General features: G+C 66.9%; 17 protein-coding genes. All 17 read left to right on the forward strand.

The window, feature by feature from the left end; genetic code table 11:
- Nucleotides 1–10 precede the first annotated feature (10 nt).
- The 17 genes from flgH (at nucleotide 11) to M2299_RS01870 (ending at nucleotide 18,664) form a co-directional block, all read left to right on the forward strand.
- Nucleotides 11–703, forward strand: coding sequence for a flagellar basal body L-ring protein FlgH (gene flgH / locus M2299_RS01790; RefSeq protein ID WP_025879104.1), 693 nt, complete (start codon nucleotides 11–13; stop codon nucleotides 701–703).
- Between the two features lie 8 nt (nucleotides 704–711).
- Nucleotides 712–1,848 carry a flagellar basal body P-ring protein FlgI gene (locus M2299_RS01795; RefSeq protein WP_032952134.1) on the forward strand — a complete coding sequence of 379 codons (1,137 nt, stop codon included), beginning with the start codon at nucleotides 712–714 and terminating at the stop codon, nucleotides 1,846–1,848.
- Nucleotide 1,849: 1 nt separating this feature from the next.
- Nucleotides 1,850–3,043 carry a flagellar assembly peptidoglycan hydrolase FlgJ gene (gene flgJ / locus M2299_RS01800; protein WP_025879102.1) on the forward strand — a complete coding sequence of 398 codons (1,194 nt, stop codon included), beginning with the start codon at nucleotides 1,850–1,852 and terminating at the stop codon, nucleotides 3,041–3,043.
- An 8-nt stretch (nucleotides 3,044–3,051) separates the two neighbouring features.
- A complete protein-coding gene (gene flgK, locus M2299_RS01805) occupies nucleotides 3,052–4,932 on the forward strand; it encodes a flagellar hook-associated protein FlgK (protein ID WP_025879101.1) in 1,881 nt (626 codons plus the stop codon).
- Entirely contained in the window at nucleotides 4,929–6,131 is a 1,203-nt protein-coding gene (flgL, locus tag M2299_RS01810) for a flagellar hook-associated protein FlgL (protein ID WP_033831049.1), read from the forward strand. The genes flgK and flgL overlap by 4 nt, the downstream gene beginning before the upstream one ends.
- Nucleotides 6,132–6,648: 517 nt before the next feature.
- Entirely contained in the window at nucleotides 6,649–7,869 is a 1,221-nt protein-coding gene (locus tag M2299_RS01815; protein ID WP_025879099.1) for a flagellin, read from the forward strand.
- Nucleotides 7,870–7,941: 72 nt separating this feature from the next.
- Nucleotides 7,942–9,132 (forward strand): flagellin, encoded by a 1,191-nt coding sequence (locus M2299_RS01820; RefSeq protein ID WP_032974832.1) that lies wholly within the window; start codon nucleotides 7,942–7,944, stop codon nucleotides 9,130–9,132.
- Between the two features lie 86 nt (nucleotides 9,133–9,218).
- Nucleotides 9,219–10,397: a flagellin gene (locus tag M2299_RS01825; RefSeq protein ID WP_032974833.1), complete on the forward strand. Its 1,179-nt coding sequence runs from the start codon at nucleotides 9,219–9,221 to the stop codon at nucleotides 10,395–10,397.
- A gap of 443 nt (nucleotides 10,398–10,840) precedes the next feature.
- A complete protein-coding gene (fliD, locus tag M2299_RS01830; protein ID WP_025879006.1) occupies nucleotides 10,841–12,259 on the forward strand; it encodes a flagellar filament capping protein FliD in 1,419 nt (472 codons plus the stop codon).
- Between the two features lie 129 nt (nucleotides 12,260–12,388).
- Nucleotides 12,389–12,805, forward strand: a complete 417-nt coding sequence (fliS, locus tag M2299_RS01835; protein WP_025879005.1) for a flagellar export chaperone FliS — start codon at nucleotides 12,389–12,391, stop codon at nucleotides 12,803–12,805.
- On the forward strand, nucleotides 12,802–13,095 hold the full coding sequence (locus M2299_RS01840; RefSeq protein WP_025879004.1) for a hypothetical protein: 294 nt from the start codon (nucleotides 12,802–12,804) through the stop codon (nucleotides 13,093–13,095). Before fliS ends, M2299_RS01840 begins: the two co-directional genes overlap by 4 nt.
- The gene (locus tag M2299_RS01845; protein WP_025879003.1) at nucleotides 13,092–13,670 is read left to right on the forward strand and encodes a PilZ domain-containing protein; all 579 of its coding nucleotides are present in this window, start codon (nucleotides 13,092–13,094) and stop codon (nucleotides 13,668–13,670) included. Before M2299_RS01840 ends, M2299_RS01845 begins: the two co-directional genes overlap by 4 nt.
- 91 nt (nucleotides 13,671–13,761) lie before the next feature.
- The gene (locus tag M2299_RS01850) at nucleotides 13,762–14,394 is read left to right on the forward strand and encodes a response regulator transcription factor (protein WP_025879002.1); all 633 of its coding nucleotides are present in this window, start codon (nucleotides 13,762–13,764) and stop codon (nucleotides 14,392–14,394) included.
- A 300-nt stretch (nucleotides 14,395–14,694) separates the two neighbouring features.
- A complete protein-coding gene (gene rpoN / locus M2299_RS01855; protein ID WP_025879001.1) occupies nucleotides 14,695–16,104 on the forward strand; it encodes an RNA polymerase factor sigma-54 in 1,410 nt (469 codons plus the stop codon).
- A gap of 14 nt (nucleotides 16,105–16,118) precedes the next feature.
- A complete protein-coding gene (locus M2299_RS01860) occupies nucleotides 16,119–16,496 on the forward strand; it encodes a response regulator transcription factor (RefSeq protein WP_280883748.1) in 378 nt (125 codons plus the stop codon).
- The gene (locus M2299_RS01865) at nucleotides 16,493–17,998 is read left to right on the forward strand and encodes a sigma-54 dependent transcriptional regulator (RefSeq protein ID WP_025878999.1); all 1,506 of its coding nucleotides are present in this window, start codon (nucleotides 16,493–16,495) and stop codon (nucleotides 17,996–17,998) included. Before M2299_RS01860 ends, M2299_RS01865 begins: the two co-directional genes overlap by 4 nt.
- 249 nt (nucleotides 17,999–18,247) lie before the next feature.
- Nucleotides 18,248–18,664 (forward strand): hypothetical protein, encoded by a 417-nt coding sequence (locus tag M2299_RS01870; RefSeq protein ID WP_280883749.1) that lies wholly within the window; start codon nucleotides 18,248–18,250, stop codon nucleotides 18,662–18,664.
- The last annotated feature ends 211 nt before the right edge of the window (nucleotides 18,665–18,875 follow it).

An 18,875-nucleotide genomic window follows, 5' to 3' on the forward strand; every position in this document is an offset into this window, starting at 1 on the left:
GGAAACTGCCATGTCGCCCCTTTCTTCCTTCGCCCGTACTGCCCTCGCCTGCGCCGTGGCTGCCCTGCTCGGTGGCTGCGTGATCGCTGGCGACGTGCGCCCCTATCCGACGATGGCGCCGTTGCAGCCGATCATGCCGCCGCAGGCCGAACCGACCGCCGGCGCGATCTACGCCGCCGGCCCGACCCTGCAGCTGTATTCGGACCGCCGTGCGCGCGATGTCGGCGACCTGCTGACCATCACCCTGCTGGAAAACACCACCGCGCAGACCAGCGCCAACACCGCCACCAACAAGGAATCGAACCTGAGCCTCGGCACGCCGTCGATTCTCGGTGCACCGGTCACCCTGGGCGGCAAGGACATCCTGAGTGCAACGGCCAAGGGCGCACGCGACTTCACCGGCAAGGGCAACAGCGCGCAGAGCAACCGCCTGCAGGGCAACGTGACCGTGACCGTGGTGCAGCGCCTGCCCAACGGCAACCTGGTGGTGCAGGGGCAGAAGAACCTGCGCCTGAACCAGGGTGATGAGCTGGTGCAGGTACAGGGCATCGTGCGCCCCGGCGACATCAGCGCGGACAACACCGTGCCTTCCAGCCGCGTGGCCGAAGCGCGCATCGTCTATGGCGGCCGCGGCCCTGTCGCGCAGTCCAACGCGATGGGTTGGCTGAGCCGCTTCTTCAACTCCGGCCTGACGCCGTTCTGAGTATGGCCATGAAACTCTCCTTCTCTTCTTCCTGGCAGCGACGCGCAGCGTCGCTCTACTGCGCCGTGTTCATGGTCTTCGCAGTGGCTGCCCCCGCCAGCGCCGAGCGCATCAAGGACCTGGCCCAGGTGGGGGGCGTGCGCGGCAATGCACTGGTGGGTTACGGCCTGGTGGTCGGCCTGGATGGCAGCGGCGACCGCACCAGCCAGGCGCCCTTCACCGTGCAGAGCCTGAAGAACCTGCTGGGCGAGCTGGGCGTCAACGTACCGGCCAACGTCAACCCGCAGCTGAAGAACGTGGCGGCAGTGGCGATCCACGCCGAGCTGCCGCCGTTCGCCAAGCCCGGCCAGCCGATCGACATCACCGTGTCCTCGATCGGCAACGCCGTGTCGCTGCGCGGTGGCTCGCTGCTGATGGCGCCGTTGCGCGGTGCCGACGGCCAGGTCTACGCGATTGCCCAGGGCAACCTGATCGTGGGCGGCTTCGGTGCACAGGGCAAGGACGGTTCGCGCGTCTCGGTGAACGTGCCCAGCGTCGGCCGCATCCCCAACGGTGCGACCGTTGAACGCGCCCTCCCCGATGTGTTCGGCGCCAGCGGCGAGATCACCCTGAACCTGCACAACAGCGACTTCACCACCATCTCGCGGATGGTGGGTGCGCTCAACAATGCCTTCGGCGAAGGTTCGGCGCGTGCCGTGGACGGCGGCACCGTTGCCGTGCGTGCGCCCACCGATGCCGGTGCGCGCATCGGCCTGCTGGCCCGTATCGAAAACCTGGAACTGACCCCGGGCGCTGCACCGGCCAAGGTAGTGGTCAACTCGCGTACCGGCACCGTGGTCATCGGCCAGCAGGTGCGTGTCGGCCCGGCCGCGATCTCGCATGGCTCGTTGACGGTGACCATCCAGGAAAACACCAACGTCAGCCAGCCCAACGCTTTTGCCGGTGGCCAGACCGTGGCCACGCCGCAGTCGACCATCACCGCCACCAACGATGGCAGCCGGATGTTCAAGTTCAATGGCGGCACCACCCTGGACGAGATCGTGCATGCGGTGAACGCCGTTGGCGCGGCACCGGGCGACCTGATCGCGATCCTGGAAGCACTGAAGCAGGCAGGCGCCCTGAGCGCCGAGCTCGAGGTGATCTGACATGCGCATCACTCCCGCATTCGAACTCAGCCCGGCCCAGCAGAACGACCCGGCCAAGATCGACAAGGTCGCGCGCCAGCTTGAAGGCCAGTTCGCGCAGATGCTGGTCAAGAGCATGCGTGACGCCAGCTTCGGCGATTCGCTGTTCCCGGGTGAAAACAAGATGTTCCGGGAGATGTACGACCAGAAGATCGCCGAGGCGATGACCCGCGGCAAGGGCCTGGGCCTGTCGAGCATGATCACCCGGCAGTTGTCCGGCGCGCAGGCCGATGGCCCGGCGCTGGATACCCGGGTGGACCCGGCCAAGGCCAGCCGCGCCTACCAGCTCAATGCGCCCGCGGCGCCGTCGCTGCCGCTGCAGGACGCCGGCCAGGCCGTGCGCATGCTGCAGCAGATGGCGGCCGGTGTGCAGGATGGCGCGCAGTCCTCCGTCGCCCCGATGGAGCAGGCGCTGGACCTGATTGCGGGCCGGGAAAGCAGCGGCATGCACCGTTCGCTGGGTACCGACGATCCCTATGCCGGTGCCATCGGTGGCGCCGATTGGGCCGCTGCCAGCGACCAGTGGGCGCCGACCGCCAGCAACCGTGGCAGCAGCGGCACCCCGGCCGATGCACTGGCCACGCGCACCGCCGTCGCCCAGCTGGGCGCACACACCCCGGAAGGCTTCGTCGCCAGCATCTGGCAACACGCACAGAGCGCGGCCAAGGAACTGGGCGTGGACGCGCGCGCCCTGGTTGCCCAGGCAGCGCTGGAAACCGGCTGGGGCAAGCGCCAGATCAAGCATGCCGATGGCAGCACCTCGCACAACCTGTTCGGCATCAAGGCCACCGGCTGGAAGGGCCAGAGCGCTACCGCCGGCACCCATGAGTATGTCGATGGCGTGCGCCGCAACGAGACCGCCAGCTTCCGCGCCTACACCTCGCCCGCAGAGAGCTTTGCCGACTACGTGCGCCTGCTGAAGACCAGCCCGCGCTACCAGCAGGCGCTGCAGGCCGGCACCGATGTGCAGGGCTTCGCGCGCGGCCTGCAACGCGCCGGCTACGCCACCGACCCGCGCTACGCGGCCAAGATCGCCGCGATCGCCGGCGGCCCGACCATCGAGCGCGCCGTGGCCGCCGTGGCCGACGCCGGCTCACGCATCGGCCAGACCTTCGCCAGCACCGCAACCGCGGCGCTGGGTATCACCCGTCGTTGAGGAACCCCATGTCCAGCGTACTTTCCACCGGTACCAGTGCCCTGCTCGCCTTCCAGCGTGCGTTGGCCACCACCAGCCACAACGTGGCCAACCTCAACACTCCCGGCTACAGCCGGCAGAAGGTCGACTTCGCCACCGCCACCCCGCAGAACTACGGCTATGGTGACGTTGGCAACGGCACCCGCATCGTCGACATCCGACGCGCCGCCGACCAGCTGGCGATCTCGCGCCTGCTCGACAGCGGCGGCGAACTGGCACGCCTGAAGCAGCTCTCGGGCATGGCCGACCGGGTCAATGCCCTGTTCTCCGACGCGGCCACCAACGTGGCCGGGGTCTGGTCGAACTTCTTCGATACCGTCAGCGGCCTGTCCTCCAACGCAGCGGGCACGGCCGACCGGCAGAACATGCTCGATGGCGCCAAGGCCCTGGCCAACCGCTTCAGCCAGCTCAACACCCACCTGAACAACCTCAATGGCGAGGTCAACAATGGATTGATGGCCGGTGCCACCGAAGTCAACCGGCTGGCGTCGGAGATCGCGCAGATCAACGGTGCCATCGGCACCAACATCGCCAACGCCGCGCCCGACCTGCTGGACCGCCGCGACCAGCTGATCTCGCAGCTGGTGGGCTACACCGGCGGCACCGCGGTGATCCAGGACGGCGGCATCATGAACGTCTACACCGCCGGCGGCCAGGCGCTGGTGGTGGGTACCACCGCATCGAAGGTCACCACGGTGGCCGACCCGTACCAGCCCGAGCGCCTGCAGCTTGCGCTGCAGACCCAGGGCGGCACCATTACCCTGGACCCGAAGGCCGTGGGCGGACAGATCGGCGGCCTGCTCGAATTCCGCGACACCGTGCTGACCCCGGCCCAGGCCGAACTGGGCAAGCTGGCTGTGGGCCTGGCCGAGACGTTCAACAGCACCCATCGCCAAGGCGTGGATCTGTACGGACAGATGGGCGGCGACTTCTTCAACATCGGCACGCCGCGCGTCACCGGCAATGCCGGCAACACCGGCACCGGCGCGATCACCGCCAGCTACGGCGACCTCGGCAAGCTGGAAGCACAGAACATCGTGCTCAAGTTCGATGGCAGCAACTGGGCCGCCAGCCGCGCCGACACCGGCGCCAGCGTCCCGCTGACCGGCACCGGTACCGCTGCCGACCCGTTGATCATCAACGGCGTGAAGCTGGTGGTGGGCGGTGCCCCGGCGGCCAACGACCGCTTCCTGCTGCAGCCGACGGCTGGCGTAGCCGGCAGCCTGGAGATGGCGATCACCGATCCGTCGCGCATTGCCGCGGCCGCCGCCATCAAGGGCGCTGCCGCACTGGCCAACACCGGCACCGGCAAGCTGAGCGGCGTGACCGTGACCGATGCGGCCAACGCCAACCTGCGCAATCCGGCTGCGATCGTGTTCACCTCGGCCACCACCTACACCATCGATGGCGGCCCGCCGCAGACCTATACGCCCGGGCAGACCATCAGCGCCAACGGCTGGAGCTTCGTGCTCGATGGCGTGCCGAAGAATGGCGACACCTTCAACATCACCCCGACTCCGGCCGGCTCGTCGGACAACAGCAATGCCACCAAGCTGTCCAAGGTGGAATCGGCCAAGGCGTTCAACGCCGGCACGGTGACGCTGGGCGGCGCATTGGGCGGGCTGACCACCCAGGTCGGTGCAGCAGCGCGTTCGGCGGAGTATTCGCTGGGGGCGCAGCAGGTGATCGCCGACCAGGCACAGGCAGCGCGTGACGAAGTGTCCGGCGTCAACCTCGATGAGGAGGCGGCCGACATGCTGCGCCTGCAACAGGCCTACCAGGCCGCCTCGCAGTTGATCTCCACCGCCGATTCCATGTTCCAGACCATCCTGGGAGCCGTGCGCCGATGAGCAACCGCATCTCCACCGGAATGATGTACAGCCAGTCGGTTGCGCTGATGATGGCCAAGCAGGCCAAGCTCAGCCACCTGGAACAGCAGATCGCCACCGGCAGCAAGATCGTCAGCGCCAAGGACGATCCGGTCGCTGCAGGCGCTGCGGTGGGCCTGGACCGCAGCCTGGCCGCACTGGAACGCATGAAGCTCAATGGCAACAACGTGCAGAACCGCCTGGGCGTGCAGGAAAACACCCTGGCCCAGGTCAACGACCTGATGGCGCGCGTCAACGATCTGACCATCCAGGCCAGCAATCCCGCCTTGAGTGCGCCCGACAAGAAGACCCTGATCACCGAGTTGAACCAGATCCGCGAGGGCCTGCTGTCGCTGGCCAACAGCAGCGACGGCACCGGCCGCTACGTGTTCGGCGGCACCAACGACAGCGATCCGCCGTTCGCCAAGATTGACGGCAAGGTTGTCTATCGCGGCGACCAGACCCAGCGCCAGGTGGAAGTCGGCCCGGATACCTACGTGCGCGACGCCCTGCCCGGCAGCGAGATATTCCTGCGCATCCCCACCGGCGATGGCTTCGTCGATGGCAGCGCAGCGGCAGGCAACGCCGGCAACGGCGTGCTGACCAACATCACCCGCGACGGCAGCGACAGCTGGAACGGGCAATCGTTCAGCGTGCGCTTCACCGCGGCCGACCAGTACGAAGTGCTGGACGGTGCCGGCAACGTGACCGGCACTGGCACCTACAAGGCCGGTAGCGAACTGGAGATCAACGGCGTTCGCCTGCAGATCGCTGGCGCGCCAGCAACAGGTGACAGCTTCAACGTGCAGGCCGCCAGCAGCCGCGACATCTTCGGCACCATGGACAAGCTGATCGCCGCACTGGATGCCGATACCGGTACCCCGGCGAAGATGGCCGCGCAGCAGAACGAACTGCAGAGCGCATTGCGTGATGTCGGCCGCGCGGCGGAACGGATGATCGATTCGCGCGCCGCCGGTGGCGCGCAGCTGAAGGCGCTGGACAACGCGGCGGAGATGCGTGAGGCCAATGGCGTGACGCTGAAGACCACGCTGTCGGAGATGCGCGACCTGGACTACGCCGATGCGTTGAGCCAGTACCAGCTGGAAAGCACCGCGCTGCAGGCGGCACAGACGCTGTTCTCGCAGATGCAGTCGATGTCGCTGTTCAACAAGATCCGCTGATTCCACGCGCCAGCGCTGGAGCCCAAGGCCGCGATGCCCTGCATCGCGGCCTTTTTCGTTTCGGCGGTCATGTACCGCTGCGCTCGCCGGGCATGGCCCGGCGCTACCGAAAGGTTGGCCATGCCCGGCGGATGTTCCGAAGGGTTGGCCCTGGTAGCGCCGGGCCATGCCCGGCGGATGTCCCGAAGGCTTCGCTCTGGTAGCGCCGGGCCATGCCCGGCGGATGTTCCGAGATCGCCCATCAAGCCCAGCCGGCCCCCGCCGATACCTTCATCAGCGTGGGTTGGGCATGCCCGACCGCCCCTGCCAGGGGTGGCCTTGACGCTTTTCCAGGGCGGAAATCCCCGGAAAAACAGCTTTCAGCGACGAAATTCGGTTGCAACGAAATTCCCGGCTAAAGGTTGTTGACAAAGCGCCGTTATTCATTTGGCAACGGCGAAGCACACAGCCAAACAAAAAAATCAGGCGGCGCTTCGTTCCATTCACCAACGGGTTCCACATAAGAGGAGACGACCCCATGGCACAGGTAATCAACACCAATACGATGTCGCTCAACGCTCAGCGCAACCTGAGCACCAGCGGCAGCTCGCTCGCCACCACCATCCAGCGCCTCTCGTCCGGCCTGCGCATCAACAGCGCGAAGGACGACGCCGCCGGCCTGGCCATCAGCGAGCGCTTCACCACCCAGATCCGTGGTCTGGACGTGGCCATCCGCAACGCCAACGACGGCATCTCGCTGGCCCAGGTGGCCGAGGGCTCGCTGAACGAAGTGGGCAACAACCTGCAGCGCATCCGCGAACTGGGCGTGCAGGCCTCCAACGCCACCAACTCGGCCAGCGACCGCAAGGCGCTGCAGGCTGAAGTGACCCAGCTGGTCAGCGAAATCGATCGCGTCGCCAAGCAGGCCGACTTCAACGGCACCAAGCTGCTGGACGGTTCGTTCACCAGCCAGCTGTTCCAGGTGGGCGCCAACGCCGGCCAGGCCATCGCCATCAACAGCGTGGTCAACGCCAAGGCCGATTCGCTGGGCGCGGCCAGCTTCGCCAACGTCTACACCGGCACCAGCCTGGCTGCAGCCGACAAGGCCACCGCTGATACCACCTACTCCGGCCTGCAGATCTCGGTGACCCCGCCGGGCGGCGCCGCCACCACGGTCACCGTCAGCGACTTCACCGTGAAGGCAGGCGAATCGATCACCTCGGCCACCGCGGCCGCGATCAACAACAAGCTGGGCGAAACCGGCGTGGTCGCCTCCGTCAACGCCGGCGTGGTCAGCCTGGCCTCGGTCAAGGACGGCCAGACCTTCGCTCTGGGTGTCAGCGCGGCGACCCCGCCGGCCGGCGCCACCGCCGCCACCATCGCCGGCCTGGGCCTGACCGAGACCAGCACCAACGGCGGCACGCTGACCGGTGCAACGGCCAGCTTCGTCAAGGACCTGAACGTCACCACGGCCGAAGGCGCACAGAAGGCGATGTCGATCGTCGACAAGGCCCTCGAATCGGTCAACAGCGTGCGCGCCGACCTCGGCGCGATCCAGAACCGCTTCACCTCGGTGGTCGCCAACCTGCAGACCTCCTCGGAGAACCTGTCCGCATCGCGCAGCCGCATCCGCGATACCGACTTCGCAAAGGAAACCGCCGAGCTGACCCGCACCCAGATCCTGCAGCAGGCCGGTACGGCCATGCTGGCCCAGGCCAACCAGGTACCGCAGAACGTGCTCAGCCTGTTGCAGCGCTGACATGAGCCGCCCCCGGGGCACGTCGGGGGCGTCTAACCCAACTCACGTGCAACCGCTCAAGGACCTCTCCTCATGGCACAAGTAATCAACACCAACACGATGTCGTTGAATGCTCAGCGTAACCTGAGCACCAGCGGCAGCTCGCTGGCCACCACCATCCAGCGCCTGTCCTCCGGTTCGCGCATCAACAGTGCCAAGGACGATGCGGCCGGCCTGGCGATCTCCGAGCGCTTCGGCACCCAGATCCGCGGCACCGACGTGGCCATCCGCAATGCCAACGACGGCATCTCGCTGGCACAGGTCGCCGAAGGTTCGCTGACCGAAATCGGCAACAACCTGCAGCGCGTCCGCGAGCTGTCGGTGCAGGCCTCCAACGCCACCAACTCGGCCAGCGACCGCAAGGCGCTGCAGGCCGAAGTGACCCAGCTGGTTTCGGAAATCGACCGCGTCGCCAAGCAGTCGGACTTCAACGGCACCAAGCTGCTGGACGGTTCGTTCTCCAGCCAGCTGTTCCAGGTCGGCGCCAACGCCGGCCAGGCGATTGCCATCGACAAGACCATCGATGCCAAGGCCAATGCCCTGGGTGGCGCCAAGTTCGACACCAACGCGCTGGCCCTGGCCGATCCGGGCACCAACGCTGATTTCAGCACCAGCGGCCTGTCGATCAACGGTGTGGCCATCGCCGACGTATCGGTCAAGCAGGGCGCCGACGCCGCTGCCACCGGCAAGGCCTCGCGCGAAGCACTGGTGACCGCGATCAACGCCAAGATCGGCGAAACCGGCGTCTACGCCGAAGTGAACGGCACCACCGGCGTGACCCTGACTTCGGTCAAGGACAGCACCAACGCTGACGGCTCGTTCAAGGCCATCACCGCAACGCCGGGTACCTGGACTGGCGCCACCGCCCCGACCTTCACCGCCACCACCGCTGCGGCGGCACCGGCCTCGAAGTTCGCCAGCGATCTGGACGTCAGCACCGTCAAGGGTGCACAGCAGGCAATGGAAGTGGTCGACAAGGCCCTGGGTGCGATCAACAGCACCCGCGCCGACCTCGGTGCGATCCAGAACCGCTTCACCTCGGTCGTTGCCAACCTGCAGACCTCGTCGGAAAACCTGTCGGCGTCGCGCAGCCGCATCAAGGACACCGACTTCGCCAAGGAAACCGCTGAGCTGACCCGCACCCAGATCCTGCAGCAGGCCGGTACGGCCATGCTGGCCCAGGCCAACCAGGTGCCGCAGGGCGTGCTCAGCCTGCTGCGCTGATCGGCTCCTTGATCGACCACCGGGCGGCGGCTGAGCTGCCGCCCGGTTCCTGAAATACGTTCCACCTTCGCCAAAGGAAAAGCACCATGGCACAAGTCATCAACACCAACACCATGTCCCTGAATGCTCAGCGCAACCTGAGCACCAGCGGCAGCTCGCTCGCTACCACCATCCAGCGCCTGTCCTCCGGTTCGCGCATCAACAGCGCCAAGGACGATGCGGCCGGCCTGGCGATCTCCGAGCGCTTCGGTACCCAGATCCGCGGCACCGACGTGGCCATCCGCAATGCCAACGACGGCATTTCGCTGGCCCAGGTCGCCGAAGGTTCGCTGACCGAAATCGGCAACAACCTGCAGCGCGTCCGCGAGCTGTCGGTGCAGGCCTCCAACGCCACCAACTCGGCCAGCGACCGCAAGGCACTGCAGGCCGAAGTGACCCAGCTGGTTTCGGAAATCGACCGCGTCGCCAAGCAGTCGGACTTCAACGGCACCAAGCTGCTGGACGGTTCGTTCTCCAGCCAGCTGTTCCAGGTCGGCGCCAACGCCGGCCAGGCCATCGCCATCGACAAGACCATCGACGCCAAGGCTGGCTCGCTGGGCACCTCGACCTTCGCCACCGGCGCGACCGCTGCCCTGGCCGCCAGCACCGACGGTGCCCGCTTCTCCGGCACGGTGATGGGCGTGGACATCGGCACGGTTGAAGTCAAGGCCGGTGCCACCACGGCCGACGCATCCAAGGCCGTGGCGACCGCCATCAACGCCAAGCTCGGCGAAGCCGGCATCTACGCCGAAGCCAATGCCGACGGCACGCTGAAGCTGAGCTCGGTGAAGGAAGGCAAGGCTGTTGCCGCTGCCGATATCGCCCTGATGCGCAGTGACTACGATGCCACCGGCAAGACCTGGGGCACCGCGGCTGCCGCTGGCGCCTACACCGCCGGTACCGATACCTCGGCCAACGTGCAGAAGCTGGACGTGAGCACCGTGCTCGGCGCCCAGCAGTCGCTGGAAGTGGTCGACAAGGCCCTGGGTGCGATCAACAGCACCCGTGCCGACCTCGGTGCGATCCAGAACCGCTTCACCTCGGTGGTGGCCAACCTGCAGACCTCGTCGGAAAACCTGTCGGCGTCGCGCAGCCGCATCAAGGACACCGACTTCGCCAAGGAAACCGCTGAGCTGACCCGCACCCAGATCCTGCAGCAGGCCGGTACGGCCATGCTGGCCCAGGCCAACCAGGTGCCGCAGGGCGTGCTCAGCCTGCTGCGCTGATCCACGGCAAGAAGGCGCCGCTACCGTCGGGTTGAACCGACGGTAGCGGCAACCCAACAGCCACGGCGTACTCAGGTGCCGGCCATGCCCGGCCCGGGAAGCTTCCCGAACCGGCTTGGCATCGCCCGCCCCTGCGGACCTCTCTTTCAGCGTTGTGCATTTTGACTGTACGTACCGGGCGGCTTCGTCTCCCCCCGATTGTCAGTAGCCTGATCCCTCCCCTGCATTGGGGGAGGGTTTTTTACAGACCCCCGGCAGCCCGCGGTGAACCCACCCGCACCCTGCCCCAGACCTCCTGCAACCGGCGTGCCAGAACCGCCCCACCGGCCAGTGGCACGGCGCATGCATCAACGAAGTCCTCAAGACCCAGCGGCACAGGCCGCTATTTTCGTTGACGACGGGCCGCTGCACGACGGCCAGGCCCGTATACCAGGAGAAACGACGTGGCAGACTTTGGATACGGTGGCATTGGCTCAGGGCTGGACATCTCCAGCATCGTCAACCAGCTGGTCGCAGCGGACCGCAAGCCGGCCGACAATGCGCTGAACCTGCAGCAGTCCAAGACCAAGATGCAGCTGTCGTCGCTCGGCACGGTCACCTCGGCCTTCGACAAGCTGAAGACCGCCCTGACCGCATTGAAGGCCACCACCGCCTTCGACACCCGCACGGTAACCGCCTCCGGCAAAGCACAGCCAGGCAATACTGAGGATGTGCTGACGGCATCGGTGGCGCTGTACGACCTCGGTACCAGCAAGGCGGCCGCAGCCAACGGTACCCACAAGGTCGAGGTGAAGAACCTGGCGTCGGCGCACAAGCTGATTGCCGACACGTCGGTTCCCAAGACCGATACCTTCGGTGCCGGAACCTTGACGCTTACCGTCGGCGTGGGTGACAAGGCCAAGACGATGAACGTGCAGGTGGAGGAAGGCGACACGCTTACCACCGTCCGCAACAAGATCGACGCCGCCGGCCGCAAGGAAGGCGTGCAGGCCACGCTGATCAGCTCCGGCGACAACCAGTACCTGTCCATCGCCCAGGAAAAGACCGGCGCGGCCAGCGCGATCAAGCTGGAATACGCCGGCAGCGATCCCAAGCTGGGCGCGCTGGTCGGCAGCCTGAAGGAAAACAGCCCCGCCAAGGATGCGCTGCTGACCATTGACGGCGTGGAAGTGGTGAGTGCCAGCAACACCGTGACCGACGCGGTGCCAGGCCTGACCCTGAACCTGAAGGTGCCGGGCCTGAGCACGGTCGTCATCAGCACCGACACCACGGCCGCAACCAAGGTGATGCAGGAGTTCGTCACCGCCTACAACGCGGCCGTCGCGGCGATCAACACCGAAACCAAGTACGACCCGAAGACCAAGGAAGCCGCCGCGCTGACCGGCGATGCGCAGATGCGGGGTGCGATCGCCCAGCTGCGTTCGACGATGTCCGGTGTGCTCAAGGACCTGGCAGGCGACCAGCTGGATGCCAAGGCACTGGGCCTGCAGACCCGCGGCTATCCCAATGCCGATGGCACCCTGGTGCTGGACAGCACCAAGTTCGCCGCAGCCCTCGCCGCGCAGCCGGAGAAGATCCGCCAGGCGGTCACCGGCGATACCGGCGGTGCCGGCCGGCTGTATTCACTGGTAGACGGCTACGTCAGCACCACGGTTGGCAAGGAAGGCGCCTTCGTCGCCCGCACCAAGGGGCTGAACACCACGCTGGACAACATCGACAAGCGCCGCAAGGACCTGGACGCGCGCATGGTCGGTGTCGAGGCCCGTTACAAGAAGCAGTTCGTGGCATTGGACAGCCTGATGGGCAAGCTGCAGCAGAGCAACACCGCCCTGCAGCAGCAGCTGGCCCAGTTGAACCGCTGAGGAAACACGCACGGCGCTCAAGTTTGGCGCCGTACGCACCGATAACGGACGCAACAGCAATCATCGCAGTGCCGGCGTCAACGGTCCCTTCGACCGCACCCCGGCACCCCGCGCAAGGGAGAATCACGAATGTACGGTTCCAGCCGTCAGTACGCCGAGCAATACCGCCAGGTGGGTGTGACCAGTGCGGTCGCCGATGCCGATCCGCACAAACTGGTGGCGCTGCTGCTGTCTGGCGCGCTGGAGCGCGTGCGCCGTGCACAGGCCACCCTCGACCAGGGCGACCAGGCCGGCAAGGGCAAGGCGATCGGCGAAGCATGCGCGATCGTCGCCCACCTCAACGGCTCGCTGGACCATGAAGCCGGCGGCGAAATCGCCGGCAACCTGTCGGCGCTGTACGACTACCTGCTGCAGCGCCTGACCGAAGCCAACCTGCACAACGACCGCGCCGCGCTGGACGAATCGCTGCAGCTGCTGGGCGAGATCGACGGTGCCTGGAATGCCATTCCGCACGAACAGCGCCGTCCCGCGGCGGTGGCGCCATGAGCCTGCTTGAACTCAACGCGCAGCTGGATGCCTTCGAGAAGGCCCTCGACGAAGAGGCCTTCGAACAGGCCGACAGCCTGCTCGATGGCCATGACAGCACCCTGCACGCACTGCTGAGCCAGCCGCTGGGCAGCGCCGACCACGCGCCGCTGTCGGCCCTGCTGGAGCGCCAGCAGAGCCTGCTCGGCCTGCTGCGCCAGCGTCGCGACGCAGTCTCCGTGCAGATGCAGGACGGCCGCCGCTCCCTTCGCGCCGCGCATGCCTACCTGCAGGCAGAATCGCTGGCATGACCGTGCTGCCGACCACGTCCCTGCACCACCCGGCTGAAAGCGAGCTGTTCGACGAAACGCTCAGCTGTGAACTGGCCCTGCCCGCCGAGTTCCAGGCCGGCAGTGCAGTGGGCCGGACCAGCAGTGCCGAAGGCCTGCTGCGCAGCCTGGCACTGGTCGAAGACAGCCGCATCGACGAACACGAGGAACGCAGCGAAGCCAGCCTGCAGCTGCAGCGCCTGGAAGCCAAGGTGGACCTGACCATGGTCCTGCTCGGCCGCCTGATCCGCCAGCAGGGCCAGGAACCAACGCTTCGCCCGGTGCGCTGGTCGCGCCGTGGCATCCGCCTGCAGCTGGGCCCACGCAGCGGCAGCACGCCCGGCCAGGCCGGCGTTGTCCGCCTGCAACCCAGCGACTGGCTGCCCGACCATATCGACCTGCCGGTGGAAGTCATCGCCGAAGCGGCCGATGGCGGTGGTGGTCACTATCTGTGGCTGCGCTTCCATCGCCTCGGCGATGGCCTGGAAATGGCGATGGAACGGCATCTGTTCCGGCTGCACCGCCGGCAGGTGGCCGAGGCCCGCCGCGCACGCTGAAATCTGCCACCATGCAGGCGGACGGACAGCCCTTGGCGTGCCCGTTCAGCTAAGTTAAGGTGGAGCCCCCTCCCCAACCTCCAGCGTGCCTGTGCGAGTTCTCATCGTCGACGATCACACCCTGGTTCGCGCCGGCCTGGCGCGGCTGCTGCAGGGGTTTGCCGACGTGCAGCTCGTCGCCGAGGCCAGCAATGCCGAACAGGCACTGCAGATGGCCCTGCAGCACGCACCGGACGTGGTGTTGATGGACCTGTCGCTGCCCGGCCGCACCGGCCTGGAAGCGCTGAGCGACATCCGCCTGCGCGCACCCGGCACGCGCATCGTGATGATGACCATGCACGACGACGCCGCCCACGTGCGCGACGCCCTGGATCGGGGTGCCGTCGGTTTCGTGGTCAAGGATGCCGCACCGCAGGAGCTGGAACTGGCGCTGCGTGCCGCGCATGCCGGCCAGGTATTCCTGAGCCCGCAGATCTCGGCCAAGATGCTGGCGCCGATGCTCGGTCGCGAAAAACCGACCGGCATTGCCGCACTGTCGCCGCGCCAGCGCGAGATCCTTCGCCGCATCGGCAAGGGCGAGAGCAACAAGGAAATCGCCGCCGATCTTGGCATCAGCGTCAAGACGGTGGAGACCCATCGCGCACGCATGATGGAATCGCTGGGTTGCCGTCGCGCCAATGATCTGCTGCTGCTGGCCGCGCGCCACCAGCACGAACTGGAATGACGTCCCCGCGTCGGCGCTAACGCCGCAGCGCCACTGGCAGGGCTGGCGCCGAAATACCGTCACCCACACGCATCCCGACGGGATTCCGTACAGCACGCACGACCTGCCGCCGTGGCCGCTGACCATGAATCAATGACTTGGCGCGCATGATCGTCAAAATCCCGCGCTTGTGTAGGGGCTTTCCCTACACGGTGTCGGGAACACCACCAACACCTTCAGGAACCCCCCGATTCCGCCCTTGCCGGATCAAAAGCAAGATGTGTTCCACAAGGCGTCGGGGAGCGGCGCCGGGGAACCACGATGAAGGCTTCACTCTCGACCCAGCTGGGCCAACAACTTCACCTCACCCCGCAGTTGCTGCAGTCGATCCGGCTGCTGCAGCTCGACGGCCTGCACCTTGAACAGGAAATCCAGCGCCTGCTGGACTCCAATCCGCTGCTGGAAATCGAAGACGCCGAAGCGCCCGCCGCCGAAGCTACCGATCCGGCCACCACCACGCTGGATACGGCCGCGTTCGACGAACTGCCCGAATCCTCGATGTGGGAGGTGTCCGGCGCCAACTGGCAGGACGGCGACGACGACCGCATGGCGCGCATCGCCGCGGGCGAGTCGAGCGACCCGCAGCTGCGCGTGCTGCAGCGCCTGGCGCTGGACCTGGACGAGCACGAACTGGCCGTGGCCGCCTTCTGGCTGGAACACTGCGACGATGCCGGCTACCTGCAGGCACCGCTGGCGCAGCTGCAGCTGCTGGCCAGTGCGCAGTTCGACATCGATGCCGACGGCGTTGAAGCTGTCCGCCAGCACCTGCTGCAGGGCGAGCCGGCCGGCATGGCCGCGCAGGACCTGCGCGAATCGCTGCTGGCCCAGCTGTGCAGCCTGCACGGCGTGGTGCCGGCCCGGCATCTGGCTGCGCGCATCCTGCAGGGCGCGCTCGATGCCTTGGCCGCGCACGACTACCCCGCCCTCGCCCGCCAGCACGATGCCGAGATCGAGGACGTGCGCGAAGCCGTCCGCCTGATCCTGTCGCTGCAGCCGCGCCCGGGCGACAGCCTGCTGCCCGAGCGCAATGCAGTGGTGGTGCCGGACGTGGTCGCCTGGCACGCCGACGAACAATGGAAGGTGGCGCTGAACCCGGCCACCAGCCGCCGGGTGTCGATCAACAGCCAGTACGAACAGGCCCTGGCTGACAGCGGTGAGGCTGCGCCGGCCCTGCGCGAGATGCTGCAGGAGGCACGCTGGTTCAGCCGCGGCCTGTCGATGCGTTACGACACCCTGCTGCGCACCGCGCGGGTGATCGTCGAGCGCCAGGCAGCCTTCCTGGTGCGTGGCGAGGAAGCCATGGCACCGCTGACCCTGAAGGAAGTGGCCGAAGAAATCGGCATGCACGAATCCACCGTTTCGCGCATCACCACCGGCAAGTACCTGCAGACCCCGCGCGGCACCTTCGAACTCAAGCACTTCTTCGCCGTGCGCCTGGAAGGGGCCAGCGTGTCCGGCCAAGCGGTCAAGGCCATGGTCCGCCGCCTGATCGACGCCGAACCGGCCGGACGCCCGCTGGCGGACGAGGCCATCGCTGGCCTGCTGTCCCGCCAAGGGGTGAACATTGCCCGTCGAACCGTCGCAAAATACCGCGAACAACTGGATATCGCCCCGGCCCGCGAACGGCGCCGGGTCAACGCCAGGCAACCGCAGCTGGCCCGGGTGGGCTGAAAAGGATGTTGGACATGAACAAGCTCACAGTTCTGCTGGTCGATGACCACGAGGGCTTCATCAACGCGGCCATGCGCCACTTCCGCAAGATCGACTGGCTGCAGATCGTCGGCAGCGCCGGCAACGGCCTGGAAGCGATCGAACGCTCGGAAAGCCTGCGCCCTCAGGTGGTGCTGATGGACCTGGCGATGCCGGAAATGGGCGGCCTGCAGGCCACCCGCCTGATCAAGTCGCAGGATGATGCCCCGTACATCGTGATCGCCAGCCACTTCGATGACGTCGAGCATCGCGAGCACGCACTGCGCGCCGGCGCCGACAACTTCGTCAGCAAGCTGTCCTACATCCAGGAAGTCATGCCGATCCTGGAAGGCCTCAGGGAGGAACGGTGGTGAGCGAATCGCGCATCCTGGTACTGGACAACGACGCGGTGCGTGCCGAGCGCACCGTGGCCCTGCTGGAATTCATGGACTTCAACCCGCGCTGGGTTTCCGACGCGGCCGATTTCGACCTGACGCGCCAGCGCCAGAACGACTGGATGGCGGTGATCGTCGGCAGCCTGGACGACAGTGCCGCCAGCACCGCCCTGTACGCCTGGCTGGGGGGCAGCAGCCTGCCGCCGCCGGTGCTGCTGGCCGACGGTGACGCGACTGCGTTCGCGCAGCGGCATGGCCTGCACGAAGCCAACATCTGGCCGCTGGAAGCGCCGCTGCGTCACGCACAGATGGAAGCCCTGCTGCGCCGCGCCAGCCTCAAGCGCCTGGATGCCGAACACCAGGCCGGTGCCGTGCAGGACCAGGGACCGACCGGCAACGGTCCGGCGGTCAGCGCACTGCGCACGATGATCGAGCAGGTCGCCGCGTTCGACACCACCGTGCTGGTGCTGGGCGAATCGGGCACCGGCAAGGAAGTGGTCTCGCGCAGCATCCACCAGCGCTCGCCGCGCCGCGATGGTCCGTTCGTGGCGATCAACTGCGGCGCGATTCCGGCCGAACTGCTGGAAAGCGAGCTGTTCGGCCACGAAAAGGGCGCCTTCACCGGCGCGCTGACCGCGCGCAAGGGCCGTTTTGAAATGGCCGAGGGCGGCACGCTGCTGCTCGATGAGATCGGCGACATGAGCCTGCCGATGCAGGTCAAGCTGCTGCGCGTGCTGCAGGAGCGCAGCTTCGAGCGCGTCGGCGGCAACCAGACCATCCGCTGCAACGTGCGGGTGATCGCCGCAACCCATCGCGACCTGGAAAGCCGCATTGCCGATGGCAAGTTCCGCGAGGACCTGTTCTATCGCCTCAACGTGTTCCCGATCGATGTGCCGGCCCTGCGCGAGCGTCGCGAAGACCTGCCGGCGCTGGTGGAAACCATCGCCACCCAGCTGGCCCGCACCGGCCGCGGCGAAGTGCGCTTCACCCCGGAAGCGCTGCAGGCGCTGGCCGGCTACGAATGGCCGGGCAACGTGCGCGAACTGACCAACCTGGTCGAGCGCCTGGCCGTGCTGCACCCGGGTGGCTCGGTGCGCGTGCAGGACCTGCCGGCGCGCTACCGCGGCGACGCCGCGCTGGCCGTACCCGCTGTGGTCGCGGCCGCTCCGGTGGTCGCCAGCGAAGAACGCCTGGACCTGCGCAGCTTCTCGTTCCACACCCCGGGCAGCGGCAACCAGCCGTCGCTCGAGCATGGCATCGCCGTCAACCGCGCCGCAGCGCCGGCCGCGTTGCCGGACGACGGCCTGGACCTGCGCAACCACATGGCCAACATCGAACTGGGCCTGATCAACGAAGCACTGGAGCGCACCCAGGGTGTGGTTGCCCACGCCGCCCAGCTGCTCGGCCTGCGCCGCACCACCCTGGTGGAAAAGCTGCGCAAGTACGGCATCGAACGCGAAGCGGCCGAACTGGCCAGCTGACACGCGTCACCAGCATGAAGGGGGCACGAACGCCTGGGCTTGCCCGGGCGTTGGTGTTTGTGGGGGTCCGCCTGATGCGCGGGCGGGTCCGACGGTTCCATGGCAGCGGCCGGATTGCTCAGTAGATCCACGCCATGCGTGGATGCCGGGCGACGGTACCGAGAATATTTCGCTGCATTTGCACGTTTTCCTACAGACAACGCAACCGCACCGCGGAGCATGGCAAGGACATCCCAACGAGGTTCCGCCATGCATCGTCTGACTCTGCTTGCCGCCCTGCTCTGCCCGGCCTTGGCCGCAGCATCCAACTGCACGCTGCCCACCACACTCGACCAGCGCCAGTTCACCAACCTCAGCGATCCGCTGTACCAGCCAGATAATCCGAATGCCGGACGCATGGTGCAGGTCAGCTTCGGCAGCAATCAGTACGTGCTGCACATCCTCGGCACCGACCTCCGCATCGGCGGCAGCTACCGTTACCAGCAACTGGCTCCGCACATTGCGGAAATCCAGATGACAGAAGCCCACCCCGCCGGCCCCGCCCGCTACACCCTGCTGCTGACCTGCCTGACCGACCACCAGGGCCGCTTCATCTACACCCAGCACGACGGCCCCATCGCCCCACGCCAGCGCCAGAATTCCAGCCGCTGGACCCTGCAGCCATAGGCCAAAAAACCGACGCCGGTGAAATGACGCGTCACGCGCCTCGAGAGCAGCATCCACGCATGGCGTGGATCAAGCGTGTCGACCAAGGTCGACACCTACCAAGAGCAGCGTGCCGACCACCGGTCAGCACCCACCAACAGCAGCGTGTCGACCAAGGTCGACACCCACCAAGCGCAGCGTGCCGACCAACGGTCAGCACCCACCAACAGCA

Origin of the sequence: Stenotrophomonas sp. 1278 (genome assembly GCF_029892765.1) — a bacterium.
GTDB lineage: Bacteria > Pseudomonadota > Gammaproteobacteria > Xanthomonadales > Xanthomonadaceae > Stenotrophomonas > Stenotrophomonas indicatrix.